The organism is Ralstonia sp. OTU4908 (genome assembly GCF_038440115.1).
In the GTDB taxonomy this organism is placed as follows: Bacteria; Pseudomonadota; Gammaproteobacteria; order Burkholderiales; family Burkholderiaceae; genus Ralstonia; species Ralstonia pickettii.
In genome coordinates this window covers 149,527-173,540 of sequence record NZ_JASATD010000009.1, presented here as the reverse complement: position 1 = coordinate 173,540, position 24,014 = coordinate 149,527, and the positions used below count along the sequence as shown (strand labels likewise).

Here is a 24,014-nt window from a genome sequence, read left to right as displayed (position 1 = left end):
ACCAGATCGGCTCATTGCGGCGTGGAACGGGCCTCCGTTGCTCAATCGGGTCGTATGTCTGTTTGAGCCCCGCGCCCCAAAGAGCGGTTGGCCACGGCCGTCTAGCTGCGCGACGCGCAAATGCGACCGCGCGGTCTGCGAGTCGCTCTGTGCCAGGACCTGCTTCGCTAGATTGCTGCGCATGTTCCATGACGTTGCGGAGCGATCTGCGGCTCTTCCGGGGCGCCGCGCGCGTGGCGGACTGTTCTCGTAGCGACTCCGATCTCTGCAAGCAGTGCGCCATATAAGGATGAGAGCATCAATGCTCGAAATCTCGCGATTTCATCAAGCAGCGCTTGACAGGGTGGCCTGATGGTCCCATAATCGCAAGTTCTCTTCGGAGAGGTGCCCGAGTGGCTAAAGGGGGCAGACTGTAAATCTGTTGGCTTACGCCTACGTTGGTTCGAATCCAACCCTCTCCACCAGAATTAAGCAGTGAGTTCGGTCGCAAGGCCGGGCGGCAAGGGAAGTAGTAACCCGGGCGGGTGTAGCTCAATGGTAGAGCAGAAGCCTTCCAAGCTTACGACGAGGGTTCGATTCCCTTCACCCGCTCCATTCACTGTTAGCAAGTTTTGCCCATGTGGCTCAGTGGTAGAGCACTCCCTTGGTAAGGGAGAGGTCGGCAGTTCGATCCTGCCCATGGGCACCACGCATCCACCAACGCAAATCGCTACCGAGACAGGAGTCGCGACATGGCAAAGGAAAAGTTCGAGCGGACCAAGCCGCACGTGAACGTTGGTACGATTGGTCACGTTGACCACGGCAAGACGACGCTGACCGCGGCGATCACGACCGTGCTGGCGACCAAGTTTGGTGGTGCCGCTAAGGCATACGACCAGATCGACGCGGCGCCGGAAGAAAAGGCACGCGGTATTACGATCAACACCGCGCACGTTGAGTACGAAACGGCCAACCGCCACTACGCGCACGTTGACTGCCCGGGCCACGCCGACTACGTCAAGAACATGATCACCGGTGCCGCCCAGATGGACGGCGCCATCCTGGTGTGCTCGGCCGCTGACGGCCCCATGCCGCAAACGCGTGAGCACATCCTGCTGGCCCGTCAGGTCGGCGTGCCGTACATCGTCGTGTTCCTGAACAAGTGCGACATGGTGGACGACGCTGAGCTGCTGGAGCTGGTCGAGATGGAAGTGCGCGAACTTCTGTCGAAGTACGACTTCCCGGGCGACGACACCCCGATCGTCAAGGGTTCGGCCAAGCTGGCGCTGGAAGGCGACAAGGGCGAACTGGGCGAAGTGGCCATCATGAACCTGGCCGACGCACTGGACACCTATATCCCGACGCCGGAGCGCGCTGTTGACGGCACGTTCCTGATGCCGGTGGAAGACGTGTTCTCGATCTCGGGTCGCGGTACCGTGGTGACCGGCCGTATCGAGCGCGGTGTAGTCAAGGTCGGCGAAGAGCTGGAAATCGTCGGTATCAAAGCCACGCAAAAGACGACCTGCACGGGCGTGGAAATGTTCCGCAAGCTGCTGGACCAGGGTCAAGCAGGCGACAACGTCGGTATTCTGCTGCGCGGTACGAAGCGCGAAGACGTCGAGCGCGGCCAAGTGCTGTGCAAGCCGGGTTCGATCAAGCCGCACACGCACTTCACGGGCGAGGTCTACATCCTGTCGAAGGACGAAGGCGGTCGTCACACGCCGTTCTTCAACAACTATCGCCCGCAGTTCTACTTCCGTACGACGGACGTGACCGGCTCGATCGAGCTGCCGGCCGACAAAGAAATGGTCATGCCGGGCGACAACGTGTCGATCACCGTCAAGCTGATCGCCCCGATCGCCATGGAAGAAGGCTTGCGCTTCGCAATCCGTGAAGGTGGTCGTACCGTCGGTGCTGGCGTCGTCGCTAAGATCATCGAGTAAGTGCTGTAACTCTTCCGTGCGGCTGCCAACCGGCCGCACGTGAAGTGCCAGAGTGGGGTTGACCGAATGGCAACCCCAAAGCTGTTTTAGGGGTATAGCTCAACTGGCAGAGCGTCGGTCTCCAAAACCGAAGGTTGGGGGTTCGATTCCCTCTGCCCCTGCCAATTCATCAGCCGCGTCGCGCAGGAAAACGCGCCACGCGGCTTAGTCTCGTTTGGGAAACATGGCCAATCCGAACGTCGAAACCGTCAACACCGCCAGCGGCAAGTGGCTGCTGGTCTTGGCGTTCCTGCTGCTAGTTGCTGGGGTGATCGGTTTTTACCTGCTGGCACAACAGCCAAGCTATGTCCGTGCTGCCTCGCTGATTGGCGGGCTGGTGCTGGGCGCGGGCGTTGCGCTGGTGTCCGCACCTGGGCAAGGCTTCATCGAGTTCGCGCGTGAGTCTTACCGCGAAGTTCGCAAGGTGGTGTGGCCGACGCGCAAGGAAGCCGGGCAGATGACCGGTCTGGTGTTTGCGTTCGTCGTGATCATGGCCTTGTTCCTGTGGTCTGCGGACAAGCTCATCGAGTGGGTGATCTTCTCGCTCGTGTTGGGCTGGAAATAATCGGGTGAAGCCATGACGGATAACGTAGTGAACGACACGTCCACGGATTCGTCCGCACCGGCCTCCAAGAAGCGCTGGTATGTCGTGCATGCCTATTCGGGCATGGAAAAAAGCGTGCAACGCGCGCTGCAGGAGCGCATCGAGCGCGAAGGCCTGCAACATCTGTTCGGCCAGATTCTGGTGCCGTCGGAAGAGGTGATGGAAAGCAAGAGCGGTCGCAAGACCGTGACTGAGCGTCGCCTGTTCCCTGGCTATGTTTTTGTCGAAATGGAAATGACCGACGAGACCTGGCACTTGGTGAAAAACACTTCCAAGGTGACCGGTTTCATTGGTGGTACGGGCAATCGCCCCTCGCCGATTTCCAAGAGCGAAGTCGACAAGATCATGGCCCAGATCCAGGAAGGGGTCGAAAAGCCGCGTCCCAAGACGCTGTTCGAAGTGGGCGAAATGGTGCGCGTGAAGGAAGGCCCGTTCACCGACTTCAACGGCAACGTCGAGGAAGTGAACTACGAGAAATCGCGCCTGCGCGTTTCCGTGACGATCTTTGGGCGTGCGACACCGGTCGAACTCGAGTTCGGCCAGGTCGAGAAGGTTTAAAAAAATTCGGTGTGGTGGCGCAAGCCACTGCACTAGTCGTCCGGTCCACTGGACCTGACGGGCAACGGTGGCGAAGCCGCCTGCGCCAACAGAGGAGCGTCGGCCTTGCGCCGGTGCGTTACCACTCAACAGGATTGCCATTGTTTTCTGAGCTAGGCAATCCGGATTGGAGTCAAGATGGCCAAGAAGATTATTGGCTTTATCAAGCTGCAAATTCCGGCTGGTAAAGCAAATCCGTCCCCGCCCGTCGGCCCGGCCCTGGGTCAGCGCGGTCTGAACATCATGGAGTTCTGCAAGGCGTTCAACGCGCAGACTCAAGGTATGGAACCGGGCCTGCCGGTGCCGGTGGTGATCACCGCCTTCGCCGACAAGAGCTTCACCTTCGTGATGAAGTCGCCGCCCGCGACTGTGCTCATCAAGAAGGCTGCCGGTATCCAGAAGGGTTCCGCCAAGCCGCATACCGACAAGGTTGGCAAGATCACCCGCGCTCAGGCAGAGGAAATCGCCAAGGCGAAGAACGCTGACCTTACCGCAGCTGATCTGGACGCCGCCGTGCGCACGATCGCCGGTAGCGCCCGTTCGATGGGTATCACGGTGGAGGGCCTGTAATCATGGCAAAGATTTCGAAGCGTGCGGCCGCGAACAAGGCCAAGGTCGAACGTACCAAGTTCTACCCGATCGACGAAGCGCTGAGCCTCGTTAAGGAATGCGCCAGCGCCAAGTTCGATGAGTCCATCGATGTGGCTGTGCAACTGGGCATCGATGCGAAGAAGTCGGACCAAGTGGTTCGTGGTTCGGTGGTGCTGCCTGCGGGTACCGGCAAGTCGGTGCGCGTGGCTGTGTTCGCACAAGGCGACAAGGCCGAGCAAGCCAAGGCTGCTGGCGCTGAGATCGTCGGCATGGAAGACCTCGCCGAGCAGATCAAGGCTGGCAAGATGGACTTCGACGTCGTGATCGCCTCGCCGGACACGATGCGCGTGGTCGGTACGCTGGGTCAGATCCTGGGCCCGCGCGGCCTGATGCCGAACCCGAAGGTCGGCACCGTGACGCCGGACGTTGCCACGGCTGTGAAGAACGCCAAGGCGGGTCAGGTGCAATTCCGTGTCGACAAGGCCGGTATCATCCACGCCACCATCGGCCGCCGCTCGTTCGAGCCGGCAGCATTGAAGAGCAACCTGGCTGCATTGCTGGACGCTCTGACCAAGGCCAAGCCGGCGTCGAGCAAGGGCGTGTACCTGCGCAAGGTCGCGGTCTCGTCGACGATGGGCGTGGGCGTGCGTGTTGACCAGGCAACCCTGGCTGCCTGATCGCTGTCGATCTTTCGCACCGGGCGGCCCGATAACCATCCTGGTGTTAGCAGTTTTCTCTCGCGTGGCCCCGGTCACGCGGACCCTGGAAGCTTAAGGGACAAGACTTTGGGCAGTGGTAGACGTTTGCGCAAGCAGGCCGACGCCGCTGGTTATCAAAGACCGTTGGCGGTGAAGGGCTCCTTGGAGCCAACACCTTAATCGCAGCCGATTCCGGAAACGGAGCCGATGCTCAGCCAACGCAGATGGCGCCCCCGAAGGGAATGAGTGACTTTGGTATTGCCGAAGTGATTTGTGCCAATCGGACGCCGTACTTTTGGACTGACCGAGGTGACCGCAGCGATTGCGCAAGCCGAAGTCGTTTTGGAGCTTAACCGTGGCACTCAATCTCGAAGATAAGAAGGCCGTCGTGGCCGAGGTAACGGCGCAAGTCGCCAAGGCCTCGACCATCGTCGTTGCTGAATATCGCGGTATCACGGTTGGCGATCTGACCAAGCTGCGCGCGCAAGCGCGCCAGCAAGGCGTTTACCTGCGCGTTCTGAAGAACACGCTGGCACGCCGCGCTGTTGAAGGCACGCCGTTTGCCGAACTCGCCGAGCAACTGACTGGCCCGCTGATCTACGGTATTTCCGAAGACGCAGTGGCCCCGGCCAAGGTGCTGAACGATTTCGCCAAAGGCAATGACAAGCTGGTGCTGCGCGCCGGTTCGTACGATGGCAAGGTTCTCGACGTCGACGCCGTGAAGGCGCTGGCAACGATTCCGAGCCGCGAAGAACTGCTCAGCAAGCTGCTGTTCGTCATGCAGGCTCCGGTGTCGGGCTTTGCCCGCGCCCTGGGTGCCCTGGCTGCCAAGCAAGGCGAAGGCGAGGCTGCAGCGGCCTAATAGGCTGCTCCACCGCTTACAGATCGCACGATCGATACCGAATCACATTCTGGAGTTATTCAAATGGCAATCACCAAAGACGACATCCTGGAAGCCGTTGGCGCGATGTCCGTGATGGAACTGAACGACCTGGTCAAGGCGTTCGAAGAGAAGTTTGGCGTGTCGGCTGCTGCCGTGGCCGTGGCCGGTCCGGCTGCTGCTGGTGGCGCTGCTGCCGCTGAAGAGCAAACCGAATTCACCGTGACGCTGAAGAGCGCCGGCGCGAACAAGGTTGGCGTCATCAAGGCCGTGCGTGAAATCACTGGTCTGGGCCTGAAGGAAGCCAAGGACCTGGTCGATGGCGCACCGAAGCCCGTGAAGGAAGGCGTCGACAAGAAGACCGCCGACGAGCTGGTGAAGAAGCTGGTGGAAGCCGGCGCGGAAGCCGAAGCCAAGTAAGTGCAGGTCTCGCGTGCCGTATCCGGTACGCGATGGAGGCTGGCAAAGGGAGTTTTCCCGGCGCCAGCCTTTTTGCGCTTGTGGGGCCAGTTGTTGAGCGATCCCGCAATCACGCTGTAAGTATCGTTGAAGTCTCTTCGCCGGGTTTTCCGGCAGCCGGCCCAGACAAGGCCAGCAGAGGCCAAACATCAGTGGCACACTAGGCAGCTCGCAGTCCGCTGATGTTTGTCTTCTGAACCGACTGCAGAAGGCAAGTTTGGTCGGGTACTCCCCCGTCCGTAGCATGGGCTCCATGGGCCCATGTGCGAACGGCGCGCGCAGTACCGTCAGCCAGAGGTTGGTAGCGGCCAACCGCCAAATCCCGTCACCAGTCGCTGAACACCTCAAGTGTCAGGCGTGCCTTATCGCCTTAAGTCCGTCGCGCGCACTTGCGATGATTCGGAGATCCCATGGCGTACAGCTTTACCGAGAAAAAGCGTATTCGCAAGAGTTTCGCGAAACGCGCAACGGTTCATCAGGTTCCCTTCCTGCTTGCCACCCAGATTCAATCGTATGCCCAGTTCTTGCAGGAGAACACTCCTGTTGCACAACGCAAGAGCGAAGGTTTGCAAGCGGCGTTCAACGCCATTTTCCCCATCGTGTCGCACAATGGTCTGGCACGCATGGAGTTCGTGTCGTACCACCTGTCCAACCCGCCGTTTGACGTCAAGGAATGTCAACAGCGTGGTCTGACCTTCCACTCGGCGCTGCGCGCAAAAGTGCGCTTGATCATCAACGACCGCGAGAATCCCACCAAGGTCAAGGAGATCAAGGAGCAGGAAGTCTACATGGGCGAAATTCCGCTCATGACCTCCACCGGTTCGTTCGTGATCAACGGGACGGAACGTGTGATCGTGTCCCAGCTGCATCGTTCGCCGGGCGTGTTCTTCGAGCACGACAAGGGCAAGACGCACAGCTCGGGCAAGCTGCTGTTCTCGGCGCGGATCATTCCGTACCGCGGCTCGTGGCTCGATTTCGAATTCGACCCGAAGGACATCCTGTACTTCCGCGTCGACCGCCGCCGCAAGATGCCGGTGACGATCCTGCTGAAGTCGATTGGCCTGACGCCGGAACAGATCCTGGCGCACTTCTTCGTGTTCGATAACTTCACGCTGAAGACCGAAGGCGCACTGATGGAATTCGTGCCCGAGCGTCTGCGCGGTGAAGTCGCTCGCTTCGACATTTCCGACAAGAACGGCAAGGTCGTGGTCGAGAAGGACAAGCGCATCAACGCCAAGCACATCCGCGACCTGGATTCCGCGGGCACCAAGCTGATCAGCGTGCCGGAAGACTACCTGCTGGGCCGCGTGCTGGCGAAGAACATCGTCGATCCGGACACCGGTGAAGTCCTGGCCAACGCCAACGACGAACTGACCGAAGGCGTGCTCGAGAAGCTGCGTGATGCCGGCGTGAAGGAAATCCAGACGCTGTACACGAACGACCTGGATCAGGGTCCGTACATGTCCGCGACGCTGCGCACGGACGACACGGCCGACCAGACCGCCGCGCGTATCGCGATCTATCGCATGATGCGCCCGGGCGAGCCGCCGACCGAAGACGCCGTCGAAGCGCTGTTCCAACGTCTGTTCTACAGCGAAGACTCGTACGACCTGTCGCGCGTTGGCCGCATGAAGGTCAACAGCCGCCTGAACCGCTCGACCGGTACCGGCCCGATGGTGCTGACCGACGAGGACATCCTCGACACGATCAAGCTGCTGGTGAATCTGCGTAACGGCAAGGGCGAAGTGGACGATATCGACCACCTCGGCAACCGTCGCGTGCGTTGCGTCGGCGAACTGGCGGAAAACCAGTTCCGCGCCGGTCTGTCGCGCGTTGAGCGTGCCGTGAAGGAACGTCTGGGTCAGGCCGAGACGGAAAACCTGATGCCGCACGACCTGATCAACTCGAAGCCGATTTCGTCAGCGATCCGCGAGTTCTTCGGTTCGTCGCAGCTGTCGCAGTTCATGGACCAGACCAACCCGCTGTCGGAAGTCACGCACAAGCGTCGTATTTCGGCACTGGGCCCGGGCGGTCTGACGCGCGAGCGTGCGGGCTTTGAAGTCCGTGACGTGCACCCGACCCACTATGGCCGCGTGTGCCCGATCGAAACGCCGGAAGGTCCGAACATTGGTCTGATCAACTCGCTGGCGCTGTACGCACAGCTGAACGACTACGGCTTCCTCGAAACGCCGTACCGCAAGGTTGAAAACGGCAAGCTGACCGACCAGGTGGATTACCTGTCGGCCATCGAGGAAGGCAAGTACGTGGTGGCGCAGGCCAACGCGACGCTTGACAAGGACGGCAACCTGATCGACGAGCTGGTTTCCGCGCGCGAAGGCAGCGAGCGTGAAACCCGTATGGTCACGCCGGACCGCGTGCAGTACATCGACGTGGCACCGTCGCAGATCGTGTCGGCTGCAGCTTCGCTGGTGCCGTTCCTCGAGCACGATGATGCAAACCGTGCACTGATGGGCGCGAACATGCAGCGTCAGGCCGTGCCTTGCCTGCGTGCAGACAAGCCGCTCGTGGGTACGGGCGTCGAGCGCACCGTGGCAGTGGACTCGGGTACCGCCGTGCAGGCAACCCGTGGCGGCGTGGTCGACTATGTTGACGCGAACCGCGTGGTGATCCGCGTGAATGACGACGAAGCCGTGGCCGGTGAAGTCGGCGTGGACATCTACAACCTGATCAAGTACACGCGTTCGAACCAGAACACGAACATCAACCAGCGTCCGATGGTCAAGGTGGGCGACATCGTTGCCCGCGGCGACGTGATTGCTGACGGCGCCTCGACCGACATGGGCGAGCTTGCGCTCGGCCAGAACATGCTGGTCGCGTTCATGCCCTGGAACGGCTACAACTTCGAAGATTCGATCCTGATCTCGGAGCGCGTCGTGGCTGAAGACCGCTACACCTCGATCCACATCGAGGAACTGTCGGTCGTCGCCCGCGACACCAAGCTCGGACCGGAAGAAATCACGCGCGACATCTCGAACCTGGCCGAAGCCCAACTGGCTCGCCTGGACGAGTCGGGCATCACGTACATCGGCGCGGAAGTGGAAGCCGGCGACGTGCTGGTCGGCAAGGTCACGCCCAAGGGCGAGACCCAGCTGACGCCGGAAGAAAAGCTGCTGCGTGCGATCTTCGGTGAGAAGGCGTCCGACGTGAAGGACACCTCGCTGCGCGTGCCGTCGGGCATGAGCGGTACCGTGATCGACGTGCAGGTCTTCACGCGTGAAGGCGTGGTGCGTGACAAGCGTGCCCAGTCGATCATCGACGAAGAGCTGAAGCGCTATCGCCTGGACCTGAACGACCAGCTGCGTATCGTGGAAGGCGATGCCTTCCAGCGTCTGGAGCGTCTGCTGGTGGGCAAGGTTGCCAACGGCGGCCCGAAGAAGCTGGCCAAGGGCACCGCGCTCACGAAGGAATACCTGGGCGATCTGGACAAGTGGCACTGGTTCGACATCCGCCCGGCAGAAGACGAAGTCGCGCTGCAGCTGGAAGCCGTGAAGGTTGCCATCGAGCAGAAGCGCCACGACTTCGACCTCGCGTTCGAAGAGAAGCGCAAGAAGCTCACGCAAGGCGACGAACTGCCGCCGGGCGTGATCAAGATGGTCAAGGTGTATCTGGCCGTGAAGCGTCGCCTGCAGCCGGGCGACAAGATGGCCGGCCGTCACGGTAACAAGGGTGTTGTGTCGAAGATCACCCCGATCGAAGACATGCCGTACATGGCCGACGGCACACCTGCTGACATCGTGCTGAACCCGCTGGGCGTGCCTTCGCGGATGAACGTGGGTCAGATTCTCGAAACCCACCTGGGCTGGGCCGCGCGCGGTCTGGGCGAGCGCATCGGCAACATGCTCAAGGCGCAAGCCAAGGCTGCCGAGATCCGCAAGCTGCTGGAGCAGATCTACAACGAAAGCGGCAAGGTTGAAGATCTGGACAGCCTGTCCGACGCTGAAATCCTCGAGCTGGCCGAGAACCTGAAGAAGGGCGTGCCGTTCGCGACGCCGGTGTTCGATGGTGCGCATGAGGATGAAATCCGCCGCATGCTGGACCTCGCCTATCCGGAAGACATCGCGAAGGAGAAGGGTCTGACCGCTTCCAAGCAGCAGGTCACGCTGTTCGACGGTCGCACCGGTGAAGCCTTCGAGCGTCCGGTCACGCTGGGCGTGATGCACATGCTGAAGCTGCACCACTTGGTCGACGACAAGATGCACGCGCGCTCGACCGGTCCGTACTCGCTGGTGACGCAGCAGCCGCTGGGCGGTAAGGCCCAGTTCGGTGGCCAGCGTTTCGGTGAAATGGAAGTGTGGGCACTCGAAGCGTACGGCGCATCCTACGTGCTGCAGGAAATGCTGACCGTGAAGTCGGATGACGTGAACGGCCGGACCAAGGTGTACGAGAACATCGTCAAGGGCGAGCACTCGATCGATGCCGGCATGCCGGAATCGTTCAACGTGCTGGTGAAGGAAATCCGCTCGCTGGGTATCGACATCGACCTCGAGCGCAACTAAGCGCCGATGCGGTGAGGGCGTGGCGGCAACATCGCCATGCCCTGGTAACAGCAGCCATTGACGAAGATTTAGGGCCGGCGCCTTTGGGTCACACCAAGGCGCCAGCCTCAAACTCAAGGAGTTTGGAATGAAAGCATTGCTCGACCTATTCCGTCAGGTACAGCAAGAAGAGCAGTTTGACGCGATCAAGATCGGCCTCGCGTCGCCTGAGAAAATCCGTTCGTGGTCGTTCGGCGAAGTCAAGAAGCCCGAGACCATCAACTACCGCACGTTCAAGCCCGAGCGTGACGGTCTGTTCTGCGCCAAGATCTTCGGCCCGATCAAGGACTACGAGTGCCTGTGCGGCAAGTACAAGCGCCTGAAGCACCGTGGCGTGATCTGCGAGAAGTGCGGCGTTGAAGTGACGCTGGCCAAGGTGCGCCGTGAGCGCATGGGTCACATTGAACTGGCTGCGCCGACCGCGCACATCTGGTTCCTGAAGTCGCTGCCGTCGCGTCTGGGCATGGTGCTCGACATGACGCTGCGCGACATCGAGCGCGTGCTGTACTTCGAAGCATTCGTCGTGGTTGAGCCGGGCATGACCGCGCTCAAGAAGAGCCAGATCATGTCGGAAGACGACTACCTGGCCAAGTGCGACGAGTACGGCGAAGGCGAATTCGTCGCCATGATGGGCGCCGAAGGCATTCGCGAGCTGCTGCGCGGCATCGACATCGAGAAGCAGATCGAGACGATCCGCGCCGAGCTGCAAGCTACGGGCTCGGAAGCCAAGATCAAGAAGTTCGCCAAGCGCCTGAAGGTGCTCGAGGCATTCCAGCGTTCGGGCATCAAGCCGGACTGGATGATCCTCGAAGTGCTGCCGGTGCTGCCGCCCGAGCTGCGTCCGCTGGTGCCGCTGGACGGCGGCCGTTTCGCCACGTCGGACCTGAACGACCTGTATCGCCGCGTGATCAACCGGAACAACCGTCTGAAGCGTCTGCTCGAGCTGAAGGCGCCGGAGATCATCGTGCGCAACGAAAAGCGCATGCTGCAGGAAGCAGTGGATTCGCTGCTGGACAACGGCCGTCGCGGCAAGGCGATGACCGGCGCCAACAAGCGTCCGCTGAAGTCGCTGGCTGAAATGATCAAGGGTAAGGGCGGCCGTTTCCGTCAGAACCTGCTGGGCAAGCGCGTGGACTACTCGGGCCGTTCGGTCATCGTGGTGGGCCCGACGCTGAAGCTGCATCAGTGCGGCCTGCCCAAGCTGATGGCGCTCGAGCTGTTCAAGCCGTTCATCTTCCACAAGCTGGAAACGATGGGCATCGCCACCACGATCAAGGCGGCGAAGAAGGAAGTGGAAAGCCAGACGCCGGTGGTGTGGGACATCCTCGAAGAGGTGATCCGCGAACACCCGGTGATGCTGAACCGTGCGCCGACGCTGCACCGTCTGGGTATCCAGGCGTTCGAGCCGGTGCTGATCGAAGGCAAGGCCATCCAGCTGCACCCGCTGGTCTGCGCGGCGTTCAACGCCGACTTCGACGGCGACCAGATGGCTGTTCACGTTCCGCTGTCGCTCGAAGCGCAGATGGAAGCGCGCACGCTGATGCTGGCGTCGAACAACGTGCTGTTCCCGGCCAACGGCGATCCGTCGATCGTGCCGTCGCAAGACGTGGTGCTGGGTCTGTACTACACGACCCGCGACAAGATCAACGGCAAGGGCGAGGGCATGACCTTCGCCGACATCTCGGAAGTGATCCGCGCCTACGAGAACAAGGAAGTCGAACTGGCTTCGCGCGTGAACGTGCGGATCACCGAGTATGAGCTGGTGAACCCGGAAGCCGACGGCGACGCCCGTTTTGCACCGAAGATCACGCTGCAATCGACCACGGTCGGCCGCGCGATCCTGTCGGAGATCCTGCCGAAGGGTCTGCCGTTCTCGGTGCTGAACAAGCCGCTGAAGAAGAAGGAAATTTCGCGCCTGATCAACACGGCATTCCGCAAGTGCGGTCTGCGCGAAACCGTGATCTTCGCTGACAAGCTGCTGCAGTCGGGCTTCCGCCTGGCAACGCGCGCCGGTATCTCGATCGCCATCGACGACATGCTGGTGCCGCCGGCCAAGGAGAAGATCATCTCCGAGGCAGCCGCCAAGGTGAAGGAATACGACAAGCAGTACATGTCGGGTCTGGTGACGGACCAGGAGCGTTACAACAACGTCGTGGACATCTGGGGCGCCGCCGGCGACCAGGTGGGCAAGGCGATGATGGAGCAGCTCCAGACCGAAGACGTGGTCGACCGCAACGGCAACACCGTCAAGCAAGAGTCGTTCAACTCCATCTACATGATGGCCGACTCGGGCGCACGGGGTTCCGCAGCGCAGATCCGTCAGCTCGCCGGTATGCGTGGCCTGATGGCCAAGCCGGACGGCTCGATTATTGAGACGCCGATTACCGCGAACTTCCGCGAAGGCCTGAACGTTCTGCAGTACTTCATCTCGACCCACGGTGCACGTAAGGGTCTGGCTGATACGGCACTGAAGACCGCGAACTCGGGTTACCTGACCCGTCGTCTGGTCGACGTGACGCAGGATCTGGTGGTGGTGGAAGACGATTGCGGCACCTCCAACGGCGTGGCCATGAAGGCCCTGGTCGAAGGCGGTGAAGTGATCGAAGCCCTGCGCGACCGTATCCTCGGCCGCGTGGTCGTCAACGACGTGGTGAACCCGGAAACGCAGGAAACTGCGATCGAGGCCGGCACGCTGCTCGACGAAGACATGGTGGACCTGATCGACGCGCTCGGCGTGGACGAAGTGAAGGTCCGCACGCCGCTGTCCTGCGACACGCGTTACGGCCTGTGCGCTAAGTGCTACGGTCGCGACCTCGGCCGCGGTGTGCTGGTCAACTCCGGCGAAGCAGTGGGTGTGATCGCTGCGCAGTCGATCGGTGAACCGGGCACGCAGCTGACGATGCGTACGTTCCACATCGGTGGTGCGGCATCGCGTGCGGCAGTGGCATCGAGCGTGGAAGCGAAGGCAACCGGTACCGTGCGTTTCACGGCGACCATGCGTTACGTCACCAACGCGAAGGGCGAGCAGATCGTCATCTCGCGTTCGGGCGAAGCGCTGATCACCGACGACCACGGCCGTGAGCGTGAGCGCCACAAGATCACGTACGGCGCGACGCTGCTGGTCAAGGATGGTCAGGCCATCAAGGCCGGCACGCAGCTCGCCACGTGGGATCCGCTGACGCGTCCGATCATTTCGGAGTACTCGGGCACCATCAAGTTCGAGAACGTCGAAGAAGGCGTGACCGTCGCCAAGCAGATGGATGAAGTGACCGGTCTGTCGACGCTGGTGGTGATCGATGCGAAGCGTCGTACCGCTGCCACGAAGGGCATCCGTCCGCAAGTGAAGCTGCTCGACTCGTCGGGCGCCGAAGTGAAGATCCCGGGCACGGACCACTCCGTGACCATCGGCTTCCAGGTGGGCGCGCTGATCACCGTGAAGGACGGTCAGCAAGTGCACGTGGGTGAAGTGCTCGCACGTATCCCGACCGAATCGCAGAAGACGCGTGACATTACCGGTGGTCTGCCGCGTGTGGCCGAGCTGTTCGAAGCGCGTTCGCCGAAGGACGCCGCCGTGCTGGCGGAAGTCACCGGTACGGTTTCGTTCGGTAAGGACACCAAGGGCAAGCAGCGCCTGGTGATTACGGATCTCGACGGCAACGCCCACGAGTTCCTGATCGCCAAGGAAAAGCAGGTGCTGGTGCACGACGGCCAGGTGGTCAACAAGGGCGAGATGATCGTCGAAGGCCCGGCCGACCCGCACGACATCCTGCGTCTGAAGGGCGTGGAAGAGCTGGCGACCTACATCGTCGACGAAGTGCAGGACGTGTACCGTCTGCAAGGTGTGAAGATCAACGACAAGCACATCGAAGTGATTGTTCGTCAGATGCTGCGCCGCGTGCAGATTGTCGATACCGGCGACACCCGCTTCATCCCGGGTGAACAGGTGGAGCGTTCGGACCTGCTCGACGAGAACGACAAGGTGATCGCGCTGGGCAAGCGTCCGGCGACCTACGAAAACCTGCTGCTGGGTATTACGAAGGCATCGTTGTCGACCGACAGCTTCATCTCGGCGGCGTCGTTCCAGGAAACCACGCGCGTGCTGACCGAAGCCGCCATCATGGGCAAGGTCGACGACCTGCGTGGTCTGAAGGAAAACGTCATCGTTGGCCGTCTGATCCCGGCCGGTACTGGCCTGGCCTACCACCGCGCCCGCAAGGCGAAGGAAGTGGCCGACCGCGACCGCGCTGCAGCGATTGCCGAAGAAGAAGCCGCTTCGATCTTCGAAACGCCTGCCGTTCAGCAAGAAGGCGACGCGTAAGCGAACGCCAGCAACACCATCAAAGCCCGGCCATGTGCCGGGCTTTTTTTGTCCGTTTTTCGCCAAGGCACCGTGTGCAGACACCAAACAACACTGGTGCTGTCGGGTCCGTATTTTCTTGAGACGTTAACCCGCCTTAACATGCCAACCGCTATGATTTCCCGGCTATAGACCGGCACTTTTTACAATCTGCGCGCCCTCCAGCGGAGCAGATTCCAGCAAGTCGCCGGCCCCTCCAGTCTTGCCGACGATTCCTCCATGAAGCTCACACGCAAGCAGATCGCCGCTGGTGCGGTCGCCCTGGTCGTTGCCGGCGCGGCGGTGGTGCAGATTGTCTGGCACCCGTTTGGCCGCACACGCGCGCTGCACGCCCGCCAGGTCCAGCTCGACCTGACGTATCCCGACGCCCTGATCGACAGCCAAAGCCTGTCGCAACTGCCGCGCGACGTGCTGCGCGTGCCGCTGCTGCGCGATGTGCTGACCGAAGATTTCGTCGCCTATTACGAAGGCAACGAAGACCGCCTCTCGGTGGCCGGTGCGCTGCGCCGCCTGGCGTACGAGCAGAAGCTCGACCTGGCCGAGACGGTGCTCAAGCACGTGTTTGACGAACCCGCCCGCGTGATGCTGTGGCGCGGCCCCGACGACAAGCTGCGCTACTGGGTGCTCTCGATGCAGCGCAACGGCCTCGCCAAGGCGCTGGAAGCCGTCGCCACTGTTGCCACCAGCGACACGCAGCTCACCAAGGTCGCCGACCGGCTCGGCGATTCCGGCGCGCCGGTCTATGCGCTCAGGCTTTCAGCCACGCGTTCGATCCTGATTGCCAGCAAGGGCGACCGGCTGATCGCGCTGTCCGAGCCCGGCATGCTGCTGGACAAGGACGGCAAGCCGATCTCCAAGCAGGCGAACGCGCTGGCGGCGCTGTTCTCCGACGATGCCGGCAAGCGCAATGTGCAAGGCACGGCGTACGCGCTGCCCGCGCAGGAACCGACGGGCCATCACGTTGTGGTGAGCGCCAACTATCTGTCGTTCGGTTATCAGCAGTACTTCCCCGGCATTGAAGCGCTGCGTTTCGACTTCGGTTCGGGCAAGGACGGCACGGGCAACGGCTGGCAGAGCGCCGCGCTCATCGACCCGGCCCGGCTTTCGGCCAAGTGGGATAACGCCGGCCTGTGGCGTGCGTTGCCGACCGATCCTGCCGCGTGCGCGACGCTGCCGGTCGACTGGAAGGCCGCTGGCTCGCTGCTGAAGTCCGTGGCTGGCGATGCCAAGGAGGTCAGCGAAGCCGCCGCGCATGTCGGCGAGGCATTCGCGGGCCCGGCTGCAGTGTGCTGGTACGGCAAGTCGTCGCTGGTGGCGCCGTTGTTCGTCGCGAAGCTGTCGTCGGCATCGCAGGCAGAAGCCGTTAAGCCGGCGCTCGGCGCGCTGTTCGGCAAGATCGTCGGTTCGTACGAAGCCAAGGCGCAGGCCGACGACAAGTCTGGTCCGTACAAGCGCCTGCCGGTGACGACAAGGCCGGGCCCCGCCAACGTCACCCTGTGGCAGCGCCCGGTCAGCGCGCGCTACGGTACAGCGCAATCGGCCGGTGCACCGTTTGCGGCGCAGCTGTCGGCCGATCGCTACTTCCCCGTCACGCTCGCGATTGCGGGCGATGTGGTCGTATTCTCGCCCGACGCGCGTCTCGTCGAAGACGCCTTGGCGGTGCTCGCCAAGCGCTTCCCCGCCGTGGCCGATAGCCTGCCGAAGGACAAGACCGATCGCATCGTCCTGACAATGACGCCCGCATCGCTCGCGCCGCTCGTTCGCCGCGAAGCCGGTGCCGCGCTGCCCGCCGATCAGGAAGCGGTGTTCCTCAACGCGGCGCAGACGCATCTGTTTCCGAAGCTCAAGGCGTTGTCGCGATATGCGCCCGTATCGCTGGCGCTGGATGGCGGTGTGCCGTCGGCGCGCGGCTGGGTGCCGGTGACGTGGCTCTCCAGCGGACGTGGCCTGCCTGCCGGTGGAGACGGCACGCCGCCGCCGGCTGACGCAACGGCAGCGCAAGCTCCGGCGGCCGATGTGCCGACCGCAGCGGCTGCGGCGCCCGCCTCCCAAGACAACACCAGCTCGCAATGACGCTGCGCGCCCAGGCCGCTGCGTTGAACCGCCGCCGTTGGTTGGCGGCGGCGGGCGCCTGCCTGCTCGCTCCGTCTGTACATGCGCTGTCGGGCTGGGCTGATACGGCGCCCGCCGATGCCGATGCCCTTACGCCGGACCAATCCAGCGTGTTCCGCGCGTGGTTCGTTCGCATCGTCAACGAGCAACTCCGCCAAGGCCCGACCCCGCGCTGGACGCACCGTGACTGCGCCGGCCTCGTGCGCTTTGCCGCCGGCGAGGCGCTGCGCCCCCACGACGCCCGCTGGCTGCGCGCCAACGGCATGCGCGATGCGGAATCCACACGGCAACTGCCGCCCGAGCTGAATCTCACGCCTGCCCAGCGCACGCTCACCCAGCGGTGGGCACGCTTCGATGGCAGCACCGGCGCCTATGTTTCGGCGCTGGGGCTCATCCAGCAGAACAGCCGCTTCATCGCCAAGGACGTCAACCAGGCGCTTCCGGGCGATCTGCTCTTCTTCGATCAAGGCGACGACCAGCATCTGATGATCTGGATGGATCGCTACATCGCTTACCACACCGGCACCGTCACCCGCACCGACAACGGCCTGCGCGCGGTTTCGGTTTCTGAACTGATGCAATGGAAAGACTCGCGCTGGCAGCCGCAGAGCGGCAACCCCAACTTCATCGGCGTGTTTCGTCTGGCCTTTTTGACACGGTAGAAAACCTCATGCGCAACCGTTGGCTGTCGTTCAATCTCGTTGCCGCCGTCTGCGTGACGGTGCTGGCGTTGGTCGCTTCGGTGCCGACAGCGCACGCGGCCGACGCGCCGGAAGCGCCGAACCCCACGCTGTTCGACGTGCCGGGCAGCGGCTACGAGCCGATCAAGGGGCAGCCGTTCTTCCTGCTCTCGGATGCGAGCTACGGCACCGATCAGGAAGCGCTGGTCCGCCTCGAAGCCCCGGGCCGCGAGTACAAGGACGAACTGTCCCGCTACGGCGGCGCCGACATCCTCGTCTACCGCGTGCCGCAGCCGCTGGAATTTCTGAAGGCGCAGAAGAACCTGCACCGCATCGACGTCAAGGCCAACTACACGGGCGAAGGCCTGGCCAATACGCTGGCCTATCTGTGGGACAACTGGACGCGCCAGGCCCGCCGCGCCTGGCAGCGCGTGCTGTCGTTCGCCACGCGCAGCAAGGCCGTGGAGACCGCGCCGCAGTTCAGCATGGGCGATCAGATGACCGCGCCCACGCGCTTCTCGAACAACCCGCAGTACGCGCCGCTCAAGGGCTACGAACTGCTGGGCCGCTTCCGCTACCCGATCTGGGATGCCAAGCCCATCGCACCGCCCAAGGACGTGCAGCTCGAAGGCAGCAGCAGCGAATGGATACCGCAGAACGCCGGCAACGTGATGATTCCGGTCGGCAAGCTGCCGGCGGGTTTGTACATCGTTGAAGCCGTGATTGGCGCGTACCGTGCGCACACGCTGTTGTTCGTGTCGGACACCGTGGCCGTTACCAAGGGCACCTCGCAAGGGATGATGGTGTGGACGGCCGAGCGCAAGAGCGGCAAGCCCGTTGCCGGCGCATCGGTCAGCTGGACCGACGGTGTGGGTGTGCTGGCTTCCGGCACCACCGAAGCTGACGGCACGGCCGACCTGCGCCACGTGTCTCCCGAACGCAGCTACGTGATCGGCAGCGACCGCGCGGGCGGCGTGTTCATCTCCGAGAATTTCTACTACGACAGCGAGATCTACAACACCAAGCTGTACGCCTTCACCGATCGTCCGTTGTATCGCCCGGGCGACGAGGTGAGCGTCAAGTTCATCGGCCGCAACTTCAAGAACGCGACCGAATCGACCGTGCCGGCGGCTGGCGACATCAAGCTGCAAGTGCTCGACCCGAATGGCGCACCGGTGGCCACGTCCACCACGCGCCTGACGGGTGAGACCGGTGCCGACGCGCGCTTTACACTGCCGTCTAACGCGCCTGCCGGCGGCTACTCGCTGCGCTTCGACTACAACGGCAGCACATACGGCGGCGCCTTCCGCGTGGCTGAATACATCAAGCCGCACTTTGACGTGAACCTGTCGCTCGACAAGGCGAGCTACGGCACGGGCGAAGCGGTCAAGGGCAAGATCAGCCTGCGCTATCCGGATGGCAAGCCCGTCAAGAACGGCAAGGTGTCGGTCAGCTTGCGCGCGCAGCAGGTGACGATGGTGGAGGGCGAGCTGCGCTACGCGGGCCTGTTCCCCGTCAAGCTGGAGCAGCAGGAACTGACCACCGATGGGGACGGCAACGCCAAGCTTGAACTGCCCGCCGCCAAGGAGCCGAGCCGCTACGTGGTGACCGTGTTTGCCAACGATGGCGCGGCGTACCGCGTGAAGGTCACGCGCGAATTGCTCATCGCGCGCGGGGCCACGCCATACAAGCTGTCGACCACGTCGAACTTCACCACGCCGGGGCAGAGCGACTCGTTCACGCTGACGCCGATGCCGGTGGTGGGTGGCGCAAGCGGTGCCAGCGCGCCGCCCGCCAAGTGGGACTTGGTGCGCCTGGAAACGCGCACGCGCACCGAAGGCACGCTGGCGCCGGATGCCAAGGGCAATGCCACGTTCCCGGTCAAGTTCGACCAGCCGGGTTCGTACACGCTGTCGGTGCGCGATGCGGCCGGTAACCTGCTTGCCGCATCCAGCCACTGGGTGGCCGGCGATGGCGTGCAGACTGTGCCGGGCAACATCGAAATGGTGTTCGACCGCGATCGCTACCAGATTGGCGACACGGCCGAAGCGCTGATCACCTTCCCGCTGCCGGTGGACGATGCGCTGCTCACGCTCGAGCGTGACAAGGTCGAGCACCACGCGCTGCTCACGCGCGGCGGCGAATGGCTCAGCCTGACGAAGGTCACGCCGTCGCAATACCGCGCGCGCATCAAGATCGGCGCGGAGTTCGCGCCCAACATGACGTTCTCGGTGCTGTACGTGCGCGACGGCGACATGGTGTTCCAGAACGCCGGCATCGTCGTCACGCAAACGACGCTGGACCTGGCCGTGCATGCCGACAAGGCCGTCTACGCCCCGGGCGAGACCGTCACGCTGGACCTGACCAGCGCGCTGGCGGGCAAGCCCGTGCCGGCCAACCTGACCGTGTCGGTGGTCGACGAAATGATCTACGTGCTGCAGCCCGAAGTGGCGCCCAGCATCGTCGATTTCTTCTATCACCCACGCCGCAACAGTGTGCGCACCACGTCGAGCCAGAGTTTCATCAGCTACGATCTGGCGCTCGCTTCGCTGCCGGGCAAACCGGGTGGGACGTATGGCCGCCACAACGAGCGCGGCGTGAAGGTGCTGGAGCGGCCCCGCCGCGACGAGCAGGACACCGCCGCTTGGGTCGCCAACCTGCAGACCGGCGCTGACGGCCGCGCCCGCATGACGTTCAAGATGCCGGATTCGCTGGCGCGCTGGCGGATCACGGTGCGTGCGGTGTCCACCACCGGCGCATCGGACGGCGTCGTTGGCCAGCGCACGGCGAGCATTCGCTCTGACAAGCCGCTGTACCTGAAATGGACGGGCCCGCAACGCTTCCGCGAAAACGATCAGCCGCGTCTGGACATGGTCGCCTTCAACCAGACCGACAAGGACATCACCGCCGACTGGATCGTCTCCGGCGCTGGCCTGAACATCAACCAGCGCGTGACGCTCAAGCGCGGCGCCAACTACCTGCGCGCGCCCGTCACGGCGCTGCAGGCGGGTGTCGTGAACGCCGAGCTAAAGCAGGACGACAAGGTTTCGGACCGTCTGCAGACCGCGCTCAGGCTGGATGCAACGGGCTGGCTGGCCGACCGTGAAAATGTCGTCCCGCTCACGCAGCTGCAGGGCACGCGCCTGCCGCTTGGCCTGCCGGCTGATGCGCGCGACGTGCGCCTGCGTGTGGTCGGCAACACCGCCAGCCAGTTCGCCCGCGTGGCGGATGACCTGATCGAGTATCCGTACGGTTGCGCCGAGCAGACGGCCAGCCGCCTGATCCCACTGGCACTCGCCCAGCAGAGCCTGGCAGCCACCGGGACGCGCTTGGGCGATGGCGGTCCGGCCGGCACGCAAGGCGTCGACGCGCTGCTGCGCACGCAACGCCAGCGTCTCGCACTACTGGCAGGCACCAACGGCACCTTCGGCTGGTGGGGCGAGCTGACCACCAGCAGCGCGCTCATCACGTCGTATGCGTATTACGCGGATTGGCTTGCCAGCCGCTCGGTCGGCATCAGCCTGCCGGCAGACAACTGGAAGCAGGTGCTCGAAGCCTACAAGCGCACCAGCCAGAACGAGCCGCTGCTGCACCGCGCGCTGGCCCTGTGGTTCGCCAATGAGATGGGCCTGCCGGTGGCGACGCCGCTCTCGGGCGTGGCGAACGAGCTTGCGCCCACTGGCGGCAAGGCGGCCAAGGCCACGGCTGACGCCGACCCCGCAGCGGGTGACAGCCTGATCTTCGTGGCGCCGGATGCGCCGCGCGGGCGCCAGGTCGCGACGGTGCTGACGGCACAGCTGATGCGCCAGATCGGTCAGCCGGTGCCGGAAGCGCTGGTCTCTGCCGAGATTGCTGCACGCAGTGCGCTGGCTGCCAACACCTCGCCGCTGGTGCAGAGCCTGTTGCTGATGGGCGGCGGGCGCTCGGCTGCCGACCCGGCCCCGCTGCTGGCCCGCGCCAGCGCGGCCCTGCCAACGATGGATCGCGCTGTGGCGCTGGTTTGGCTGCAGAAGGGTTTGGGCGGCCTGCAAGGTGCCAGCGTTGCCGCCATCCAGCCGGCTCTCTCTGCGGGCGGTTGGCAGGCGACGCGCTCTCCGGTTGGTGTGCCGACGTGGCGCTGGACCGGCGCACAAGCCCCCGCCGCGCTGGACCTGACGGCGGCTCCGACCGACGTGACCACCCAATCGGCCATCGTGTCGTACCGCAGCCGCGCGGCTGAGGCCTCCAAGCTGCCGATCACGGTGGAGCGCAAGCTGTACCGTCTTGAGCCGACCGACAGCGCGCCCGCCAAGGCCGATCCAAAGGCGCCCAAGCAGGCGGCGGCCGGCGCCAGCAGCAGTGGCATCGCCTTTACCGCCAAGCCGGTCAAGCCGGGCGACACGCTCGACAGCAATGCGCTCTACGTCGACGAGGTCGTGCTGACGCCGCGCCAGGGCACGTACCGCTACGGCCTAGTCGAAGTGCCGCTGCCGCCTGGGGCCGAAGTGGAGGCCACCACGTGGGGCATCCAGATCGACGGTCTGAAGGGTGAGCCGAACGAAGGCAATGGCGCGCAGGCGTTCGAGCGCAAAGCCGCGTATGAAATGGGCCAGCTCTCGTACAACCAGCCGGTGCCCGCGCTGGAGCGCCCGACCGTGCTGCGCCAGCTGGTGCGCTTCTCGCTGCCTGGCCGCTTTGCGCTGCCGCCGGTGCGCTATTTCCGCATGTACCAGCCGGAAGCCAAAGCGTTCCAAGGCGACGGCAAGACCGCCAGCTATCCGTTCAAGGTGGAGTGATCTGGCGATGCCTTCCCGCCTGCTCGCGCGTGGTTTGCTGACAGGTCTGCTCTGGGCCGGCGGCGCACTCGCGCCTGCCGGGCAGGCTGGGCACGCCGTCGCCGCGCCGGTTGTCCAGTCGCTTTCGCAGCTGCGATATGCCGCTTTGCATGGCGACGAAGCCAAGCTCTGGCAATTCAGCGCTGACCCTGCCGGCGGCGTGCCGCAAGCCACCGCGTTGCCGCGCGACACCGAAACACCGCTCGGCAGCGTCTGGAAACTCTTCGTCTACAGCTATCTCGTCTCGCGCCGCATCAGCACGCCCGACTACACGTGCCACGGTAACGACCCCGAAGAGGTCTACTGCTGCACCGCCGGCAACAGCATCGACCGCGAGCGCGCGCTCATCCAGTCGTGCGGACGCTATTTCGAACCGGTGCGCCTCGGGCTGGACCGCGCAGACTGGCGCCGTTTCTGGCAGCAGGCCGGGGCGCCCACATGGCTGCGCGAGCTGCGTGCCATGCAGCCGACGCATCGCGTGCCGGTCGCCGATCTGCTCACCGCGCTGCGCAGCGTTCCGGCCGATGGGCGCGAAACGGCCGCGCAAACGCTCATCTCGGTGCTGACCGTCGGGCGTGGCGAGGGCACGGTATCGGATTTCGGCGGTCTGCTGCGCGCCAAGACGTGGACGATGCCCGACCCGCAGCGCCCCGGCGCGTCCATCGGCGGCGCCGCGGGCTGGCTGGCCGACGGCACGCCTGTCTGGCTAAGTGGTGCCGGATCGAGCAACCAGGTGCTGGCCGCCGCCGCACCGCGTCTCACATCGTTGATCGAGCAGACGCCCGTGCCCGACGACGATGCCTGTGTCGTGGTGGATTTCTTCGCGCGTTACCCGATTCGCGAAGTGCGCGACGCCAGCGGCAAGCCGGTCGCCGCCGGTCGCCTGGAAGGCCGCTACGCAGTGCGCTTCGTCAACGGCAACACGCTGCCCATCGAGAGCAAGGGGGAGCTGACGCTCGCGCGCCAGAACAACGTGCCGGTCATTACCGGCCGCCTGGGCATGAACGATTACGTGGCACGGGTGGTTGAGCGCGAAGGCGAACTCGCCGAGCCCCAGGCAGCGCGTGCGTTGGCCGTGGCGGCGCGCAGCTACCTCGTGCAGCACGCCTCGCGCGACAAGGGCTGCTACCGCATCGCCGACAGCTCGCGCACCCAGCGTGTGCTGCCGCGCCCGCCGATGGCCGCCGCACGCAAAGCAGCCGAATTTACCGACACGCTGGTATTGGCGGGCCAGTCCGTGCAATACCACGGCACCATCAGCGCGCGCGGCCAGATGAGCTGGACCGCCGCGCGCGCCGCTGCTCAGCGCGGCCAGGGGTTCGACGCCATCCTCGCGCAGTGGTGGCCGCAGGCGACGCTCACGTCATTTCAGAGCCCGGTGGCGGGGGATTGTTCACCCGTGGCAGGGGCACAGCAGTGGCTCCAGGCGCGTGCGCCCGGTTGGTCCGCGCGTCTTCGCGCAGAGGCGGGCTATGAGGCGCCGCCGCTGCCCGCCGTGTGCGTCGTGCACGAGGGCCGGCCGTACGCCGATGCGCGCCGCAACCGGCTGTACGTGCACCGCCTTGCGACCGAGGAAGACCGCATCGCGCTGACGCACGAGTATCTGCACCTCGCCTTTGCGCGCCACCCGCGCGGGCAGGACGAACAGTTTGTCGAGGCGATGGCGCGTCGCCTGATCCGAGGGGAGGGTTTGCTGTGAAGAGTG

The 24,014-nt window shown here is 63.8% G+C and carries 13 protein-coding genes and 4 tRNA genes; all 17 read left to right on the top strand.

Annotated elements, in window-relative coordinates; genetic code table 11:
* Positions 1–378 precede the first annotated feature (378 nt).
* Positions 379–464: transfer RNA gene (locus tag AAHM38_RS10910), tRNA-Tyr, on the top strand.
* 56 nt (positions 465–520) lie between these two features.
* A tRNA-Gly gene (locus tag AAHM38_RS10905) sits at positions 521–594 on the top strand.
* A gap of 19 nt (positions 595–613) precedes the next feature.
* A tRNA-Thr gene (locus AAHM38_RS10900) sits at positions 614–688 on the top strand.
* Between the two features lie 43 nt (positions 689–731).
* The gene (gene tuf / locus AAHM38_RS10895; RefSeq protein WP_015855767.1) at positions 732–1,922 is read left to right on the top strand and encodes an elongation factor Tu; all 1,191 of its coding nucleotides are present in this window, start codon (positions 732–734) and stop codon (positions 1,920–1,922) included.
* Between the two features lie 88 nt (positions 1,923–2,010).
* Positions 2,011–2,086 (top strand) — tRNA-Trp (locus tag AAHM38_RS10890).
* A 59-nt stretch (positions 2,087–2,145) separates the two neighbouring features.
* The gene (secE, locus tag AAHM38_RS10885) at positions 2,146–2,526 is read left to right on the top strand and encodes a preprotein translocase subunit SecE (protein ID WP_015855766.1); all 381 of its coding nucleotides are present in this window, start codon (positions 2,146–2,148) and stop codon (positions 2,524–2,526) included.
* A 12-nt stretch (positions 2,527–2,538) separates the two neighbouring features.
* Positions 2,539–3,123 carry a transcription termination/antitermination protein NusG gene (gene nusG / locus AAHM38_RS10880; protein WP_015855765.1) on the top strand — a complete coding sequence of 195 codons (585 nt, stop codon included), beginning with the start codon at positions 2,539–2,541 and terminating at the stop codon, positions 3,121–3,123.
* A gap of 177 nt (positions 3,124–3,300) precedes the next feature.
* Positions 3,301–3,732 (top strand): 50S ribosomal protein L11, encoded by a 432-nt coding sequence (gene rplK / locus AAHM38_RS10875; RefSeq protein ID WP_004634453.1) that lies wholly within the window; start codon positions 3,301–3,303, stop codon positions 3,730–3,732.
* A gap of 2 nt (positions 3,733–3,734) precedes the next feature.
* Positions 3,735–4,430, top strand: coding sequence for a 50S ribosomal protein L1 (rplA, locus tag AAHM38_RS10870; RefSeq protein WP_004634454.1), 696 nt, complete (start codon positions 3,735–3,737; stop codon positions 4,428–4,430).
* A gap of 376 nt (positions 4,431–4,806) precedes the next feature.
* Positions 4,807–5,313, top strand: coding sequence for a 50S ribosomal protein L10 (gene rplJ, locus AAHM38_RS10865; protein ID WP_004634455.1), 507 nt, complete (start codon positions 4,807–4,809; stop codon positions 5,311–5,313).
* 63 nt (positions 5,314–5,376) lie between these two features.
* Positions 5,377–5,751 carry a 50S ribosomal protein L7/L12 gene (rplL, locus tag AAHM38_RS10860; RefSeq protein ID WP_004634456.1) on the top strand — a complete coding sequence of 125 codons (375 nt, stop codon included), beginning with the start codon at positions 5,377–5,379 and terminating at the stop codon, positions 5,749–5,751.
* 449 nt (positions 5,752–6,200) lie between these two features.
* Positions 6,201–10,307, top strand: a complete 4,107-nt coding sequence (rpoB, locus tag AAHM38_RS10855; protein ID WP_015855764.1) for a DNA-directed RNA polymerase subunit beta — start codon at positions 6,201–6,203, stop codon at positions 10,305–10,307.
* Positions 10,308–10,434: 127 nt separating this feature from the next.
* Complete coding sequence (gene rpoC / locus AAHM38_RS10850) at positions 10,435–14,664, top strand: DNA-directed RNA polymerase subunit beta' (protein ID WP_015855763.1); 4,230 nt, start codon at positions 10,435–10,437, stop codon at positions 14,662–14,664.
* Between the two features lie 258 nt (positions 14,665–14,922).
* Positions 14,923–16,776: a DUF2138 domain-containing protein gene (locus tag AAHM38_RS10845; RefSeq protein WP_015855762.1), complete on the top strand. Its 1,854-nt coding sequence runs from the start codon at positions 14,923–14,925 to the stop codon at positions 16,774–16,776.
* Positions 16,773–17,477 carry a DUF1175 domain-containing protein gene (locus AAHM38_RS10840; protein ID WP_015855761.1) on the top strand — a complete coding sequence of 235 codons (705 nt, stop codon included), beginning with the start codon at positions 16,773–16,775 and terminating at the stop codon, positions 17,475–17,477. The genes AAHM38_RS10845 and AAHM38_RS10840 overlap by 4 nt, the downstream gene beginning before the upstream one ends.
* 8 nt (positions 17,478–17,485) lie before the next feature.
* Positions 17,486–22,270, top strand: a complete 4,785-nt coding sequence (locus AAHM38_RS10835; RefSeq protein ID WP_015855760.1) for an alpha-2-macroglobulin family protein — start codon at positions 17,486–17,488, stop codon at positions 22,268–22,270.
* Between the two features lie 7 nt (positions 22,271–22,277).
* Complete coding sequence (locus AAHM38_RS10830) at positions 22,278–24,008, top strand: DUF2300 domain-containing protein (protein ID WP_015855759.1); 1,731 nt, start codon at positions 22,278–22,280, stop codon at positions 24,006–24,008.
* Positions 24,009–24,014 lie beyond the last annotated feature (6 nt).

Bases quoted from the DNA above. Each gene is read 5' to 3' on its own strand.
- tuf (WP_015855767.1), top strand. From the start codon at position 732: ATGGCAAAGGAAAAGTTCGAGCGGACCAAGCCGCACGTGAACGTTGGT.
- secE (WP_015855766.1), top strand. From the start codon at position 2,146: ATGGCCAATCCGAACGTCGAAACCGTCAACACCGCCAGCGGCAAGTGG.
- nusG (WP_015855765.1), top strand. From the start codon at position 2,539: ATGACGGATAACGTAGTGAACGACACGTCCACGGATTCGTCCGCACCG.
- rplK (WP_004634453.1), top strand. From the start codon at position 3,301: ATGGCCAAGAAGATTATTGGCTTTATCAAGCTGCAAATTCCGGCTGGT.
- rplA (WP_004634454.1), top strand. From the start codon at position 3,735: ATGGCAAAGATTTCGAAGCGTGCGGCCGCGAACAAGGCCAAGGTCGAA.
- rplL (WP_004634456.1), top strand. From the start codon at position 5,377: ATGGCAATCACCAAAGACGACATCCTGGAAGCCGTTGGCGCGATGTCC.
- rpoB (WP_015855764.1), top strand. From the start codon at position 6,201: ATGGCGTACAGCTTTACCGAGAAAAAGCGTATTCGCAAGAGTTTCGCG.
- rpoC (WP_015855763.1), top strand. From the start codon at position 10,435: ATGAAAGCATTGCTCGACCTATTCCGTCAGGTACAGCAAGAAGAGCAG.
- AAHM38_RS10845 (WP_015855762.1), top strand. From the start codon at position 14,923: ATGAAGCTCACACGCAAGCAGATCGCCGCTGGTGCGGTCGCCCTGGTC.
- AAHM38_RS10840 (WP_015855761.1), top strand. From the start codon at position 16,773: ATGACGCTGCGCGCCCAGGCCGCTGCGTTGAACCGCCGCCGTTGGTTG.
- AAHM38_RS10835 (WP_015855760.1), top strand. From the start codon at position 17,486: ATGCGCAACCGTTGGCTGTCGTTCAATCTCGTTGCCGCCGTCTGCGTG.
- AAHM38_RS10830 (WP_015855759.1), top strand. From the start codon at position 22,278: ATGCCTTCCCGCCTGCTCGCGCGTGGTTTGCTGACAGGTCTGCTCTGG.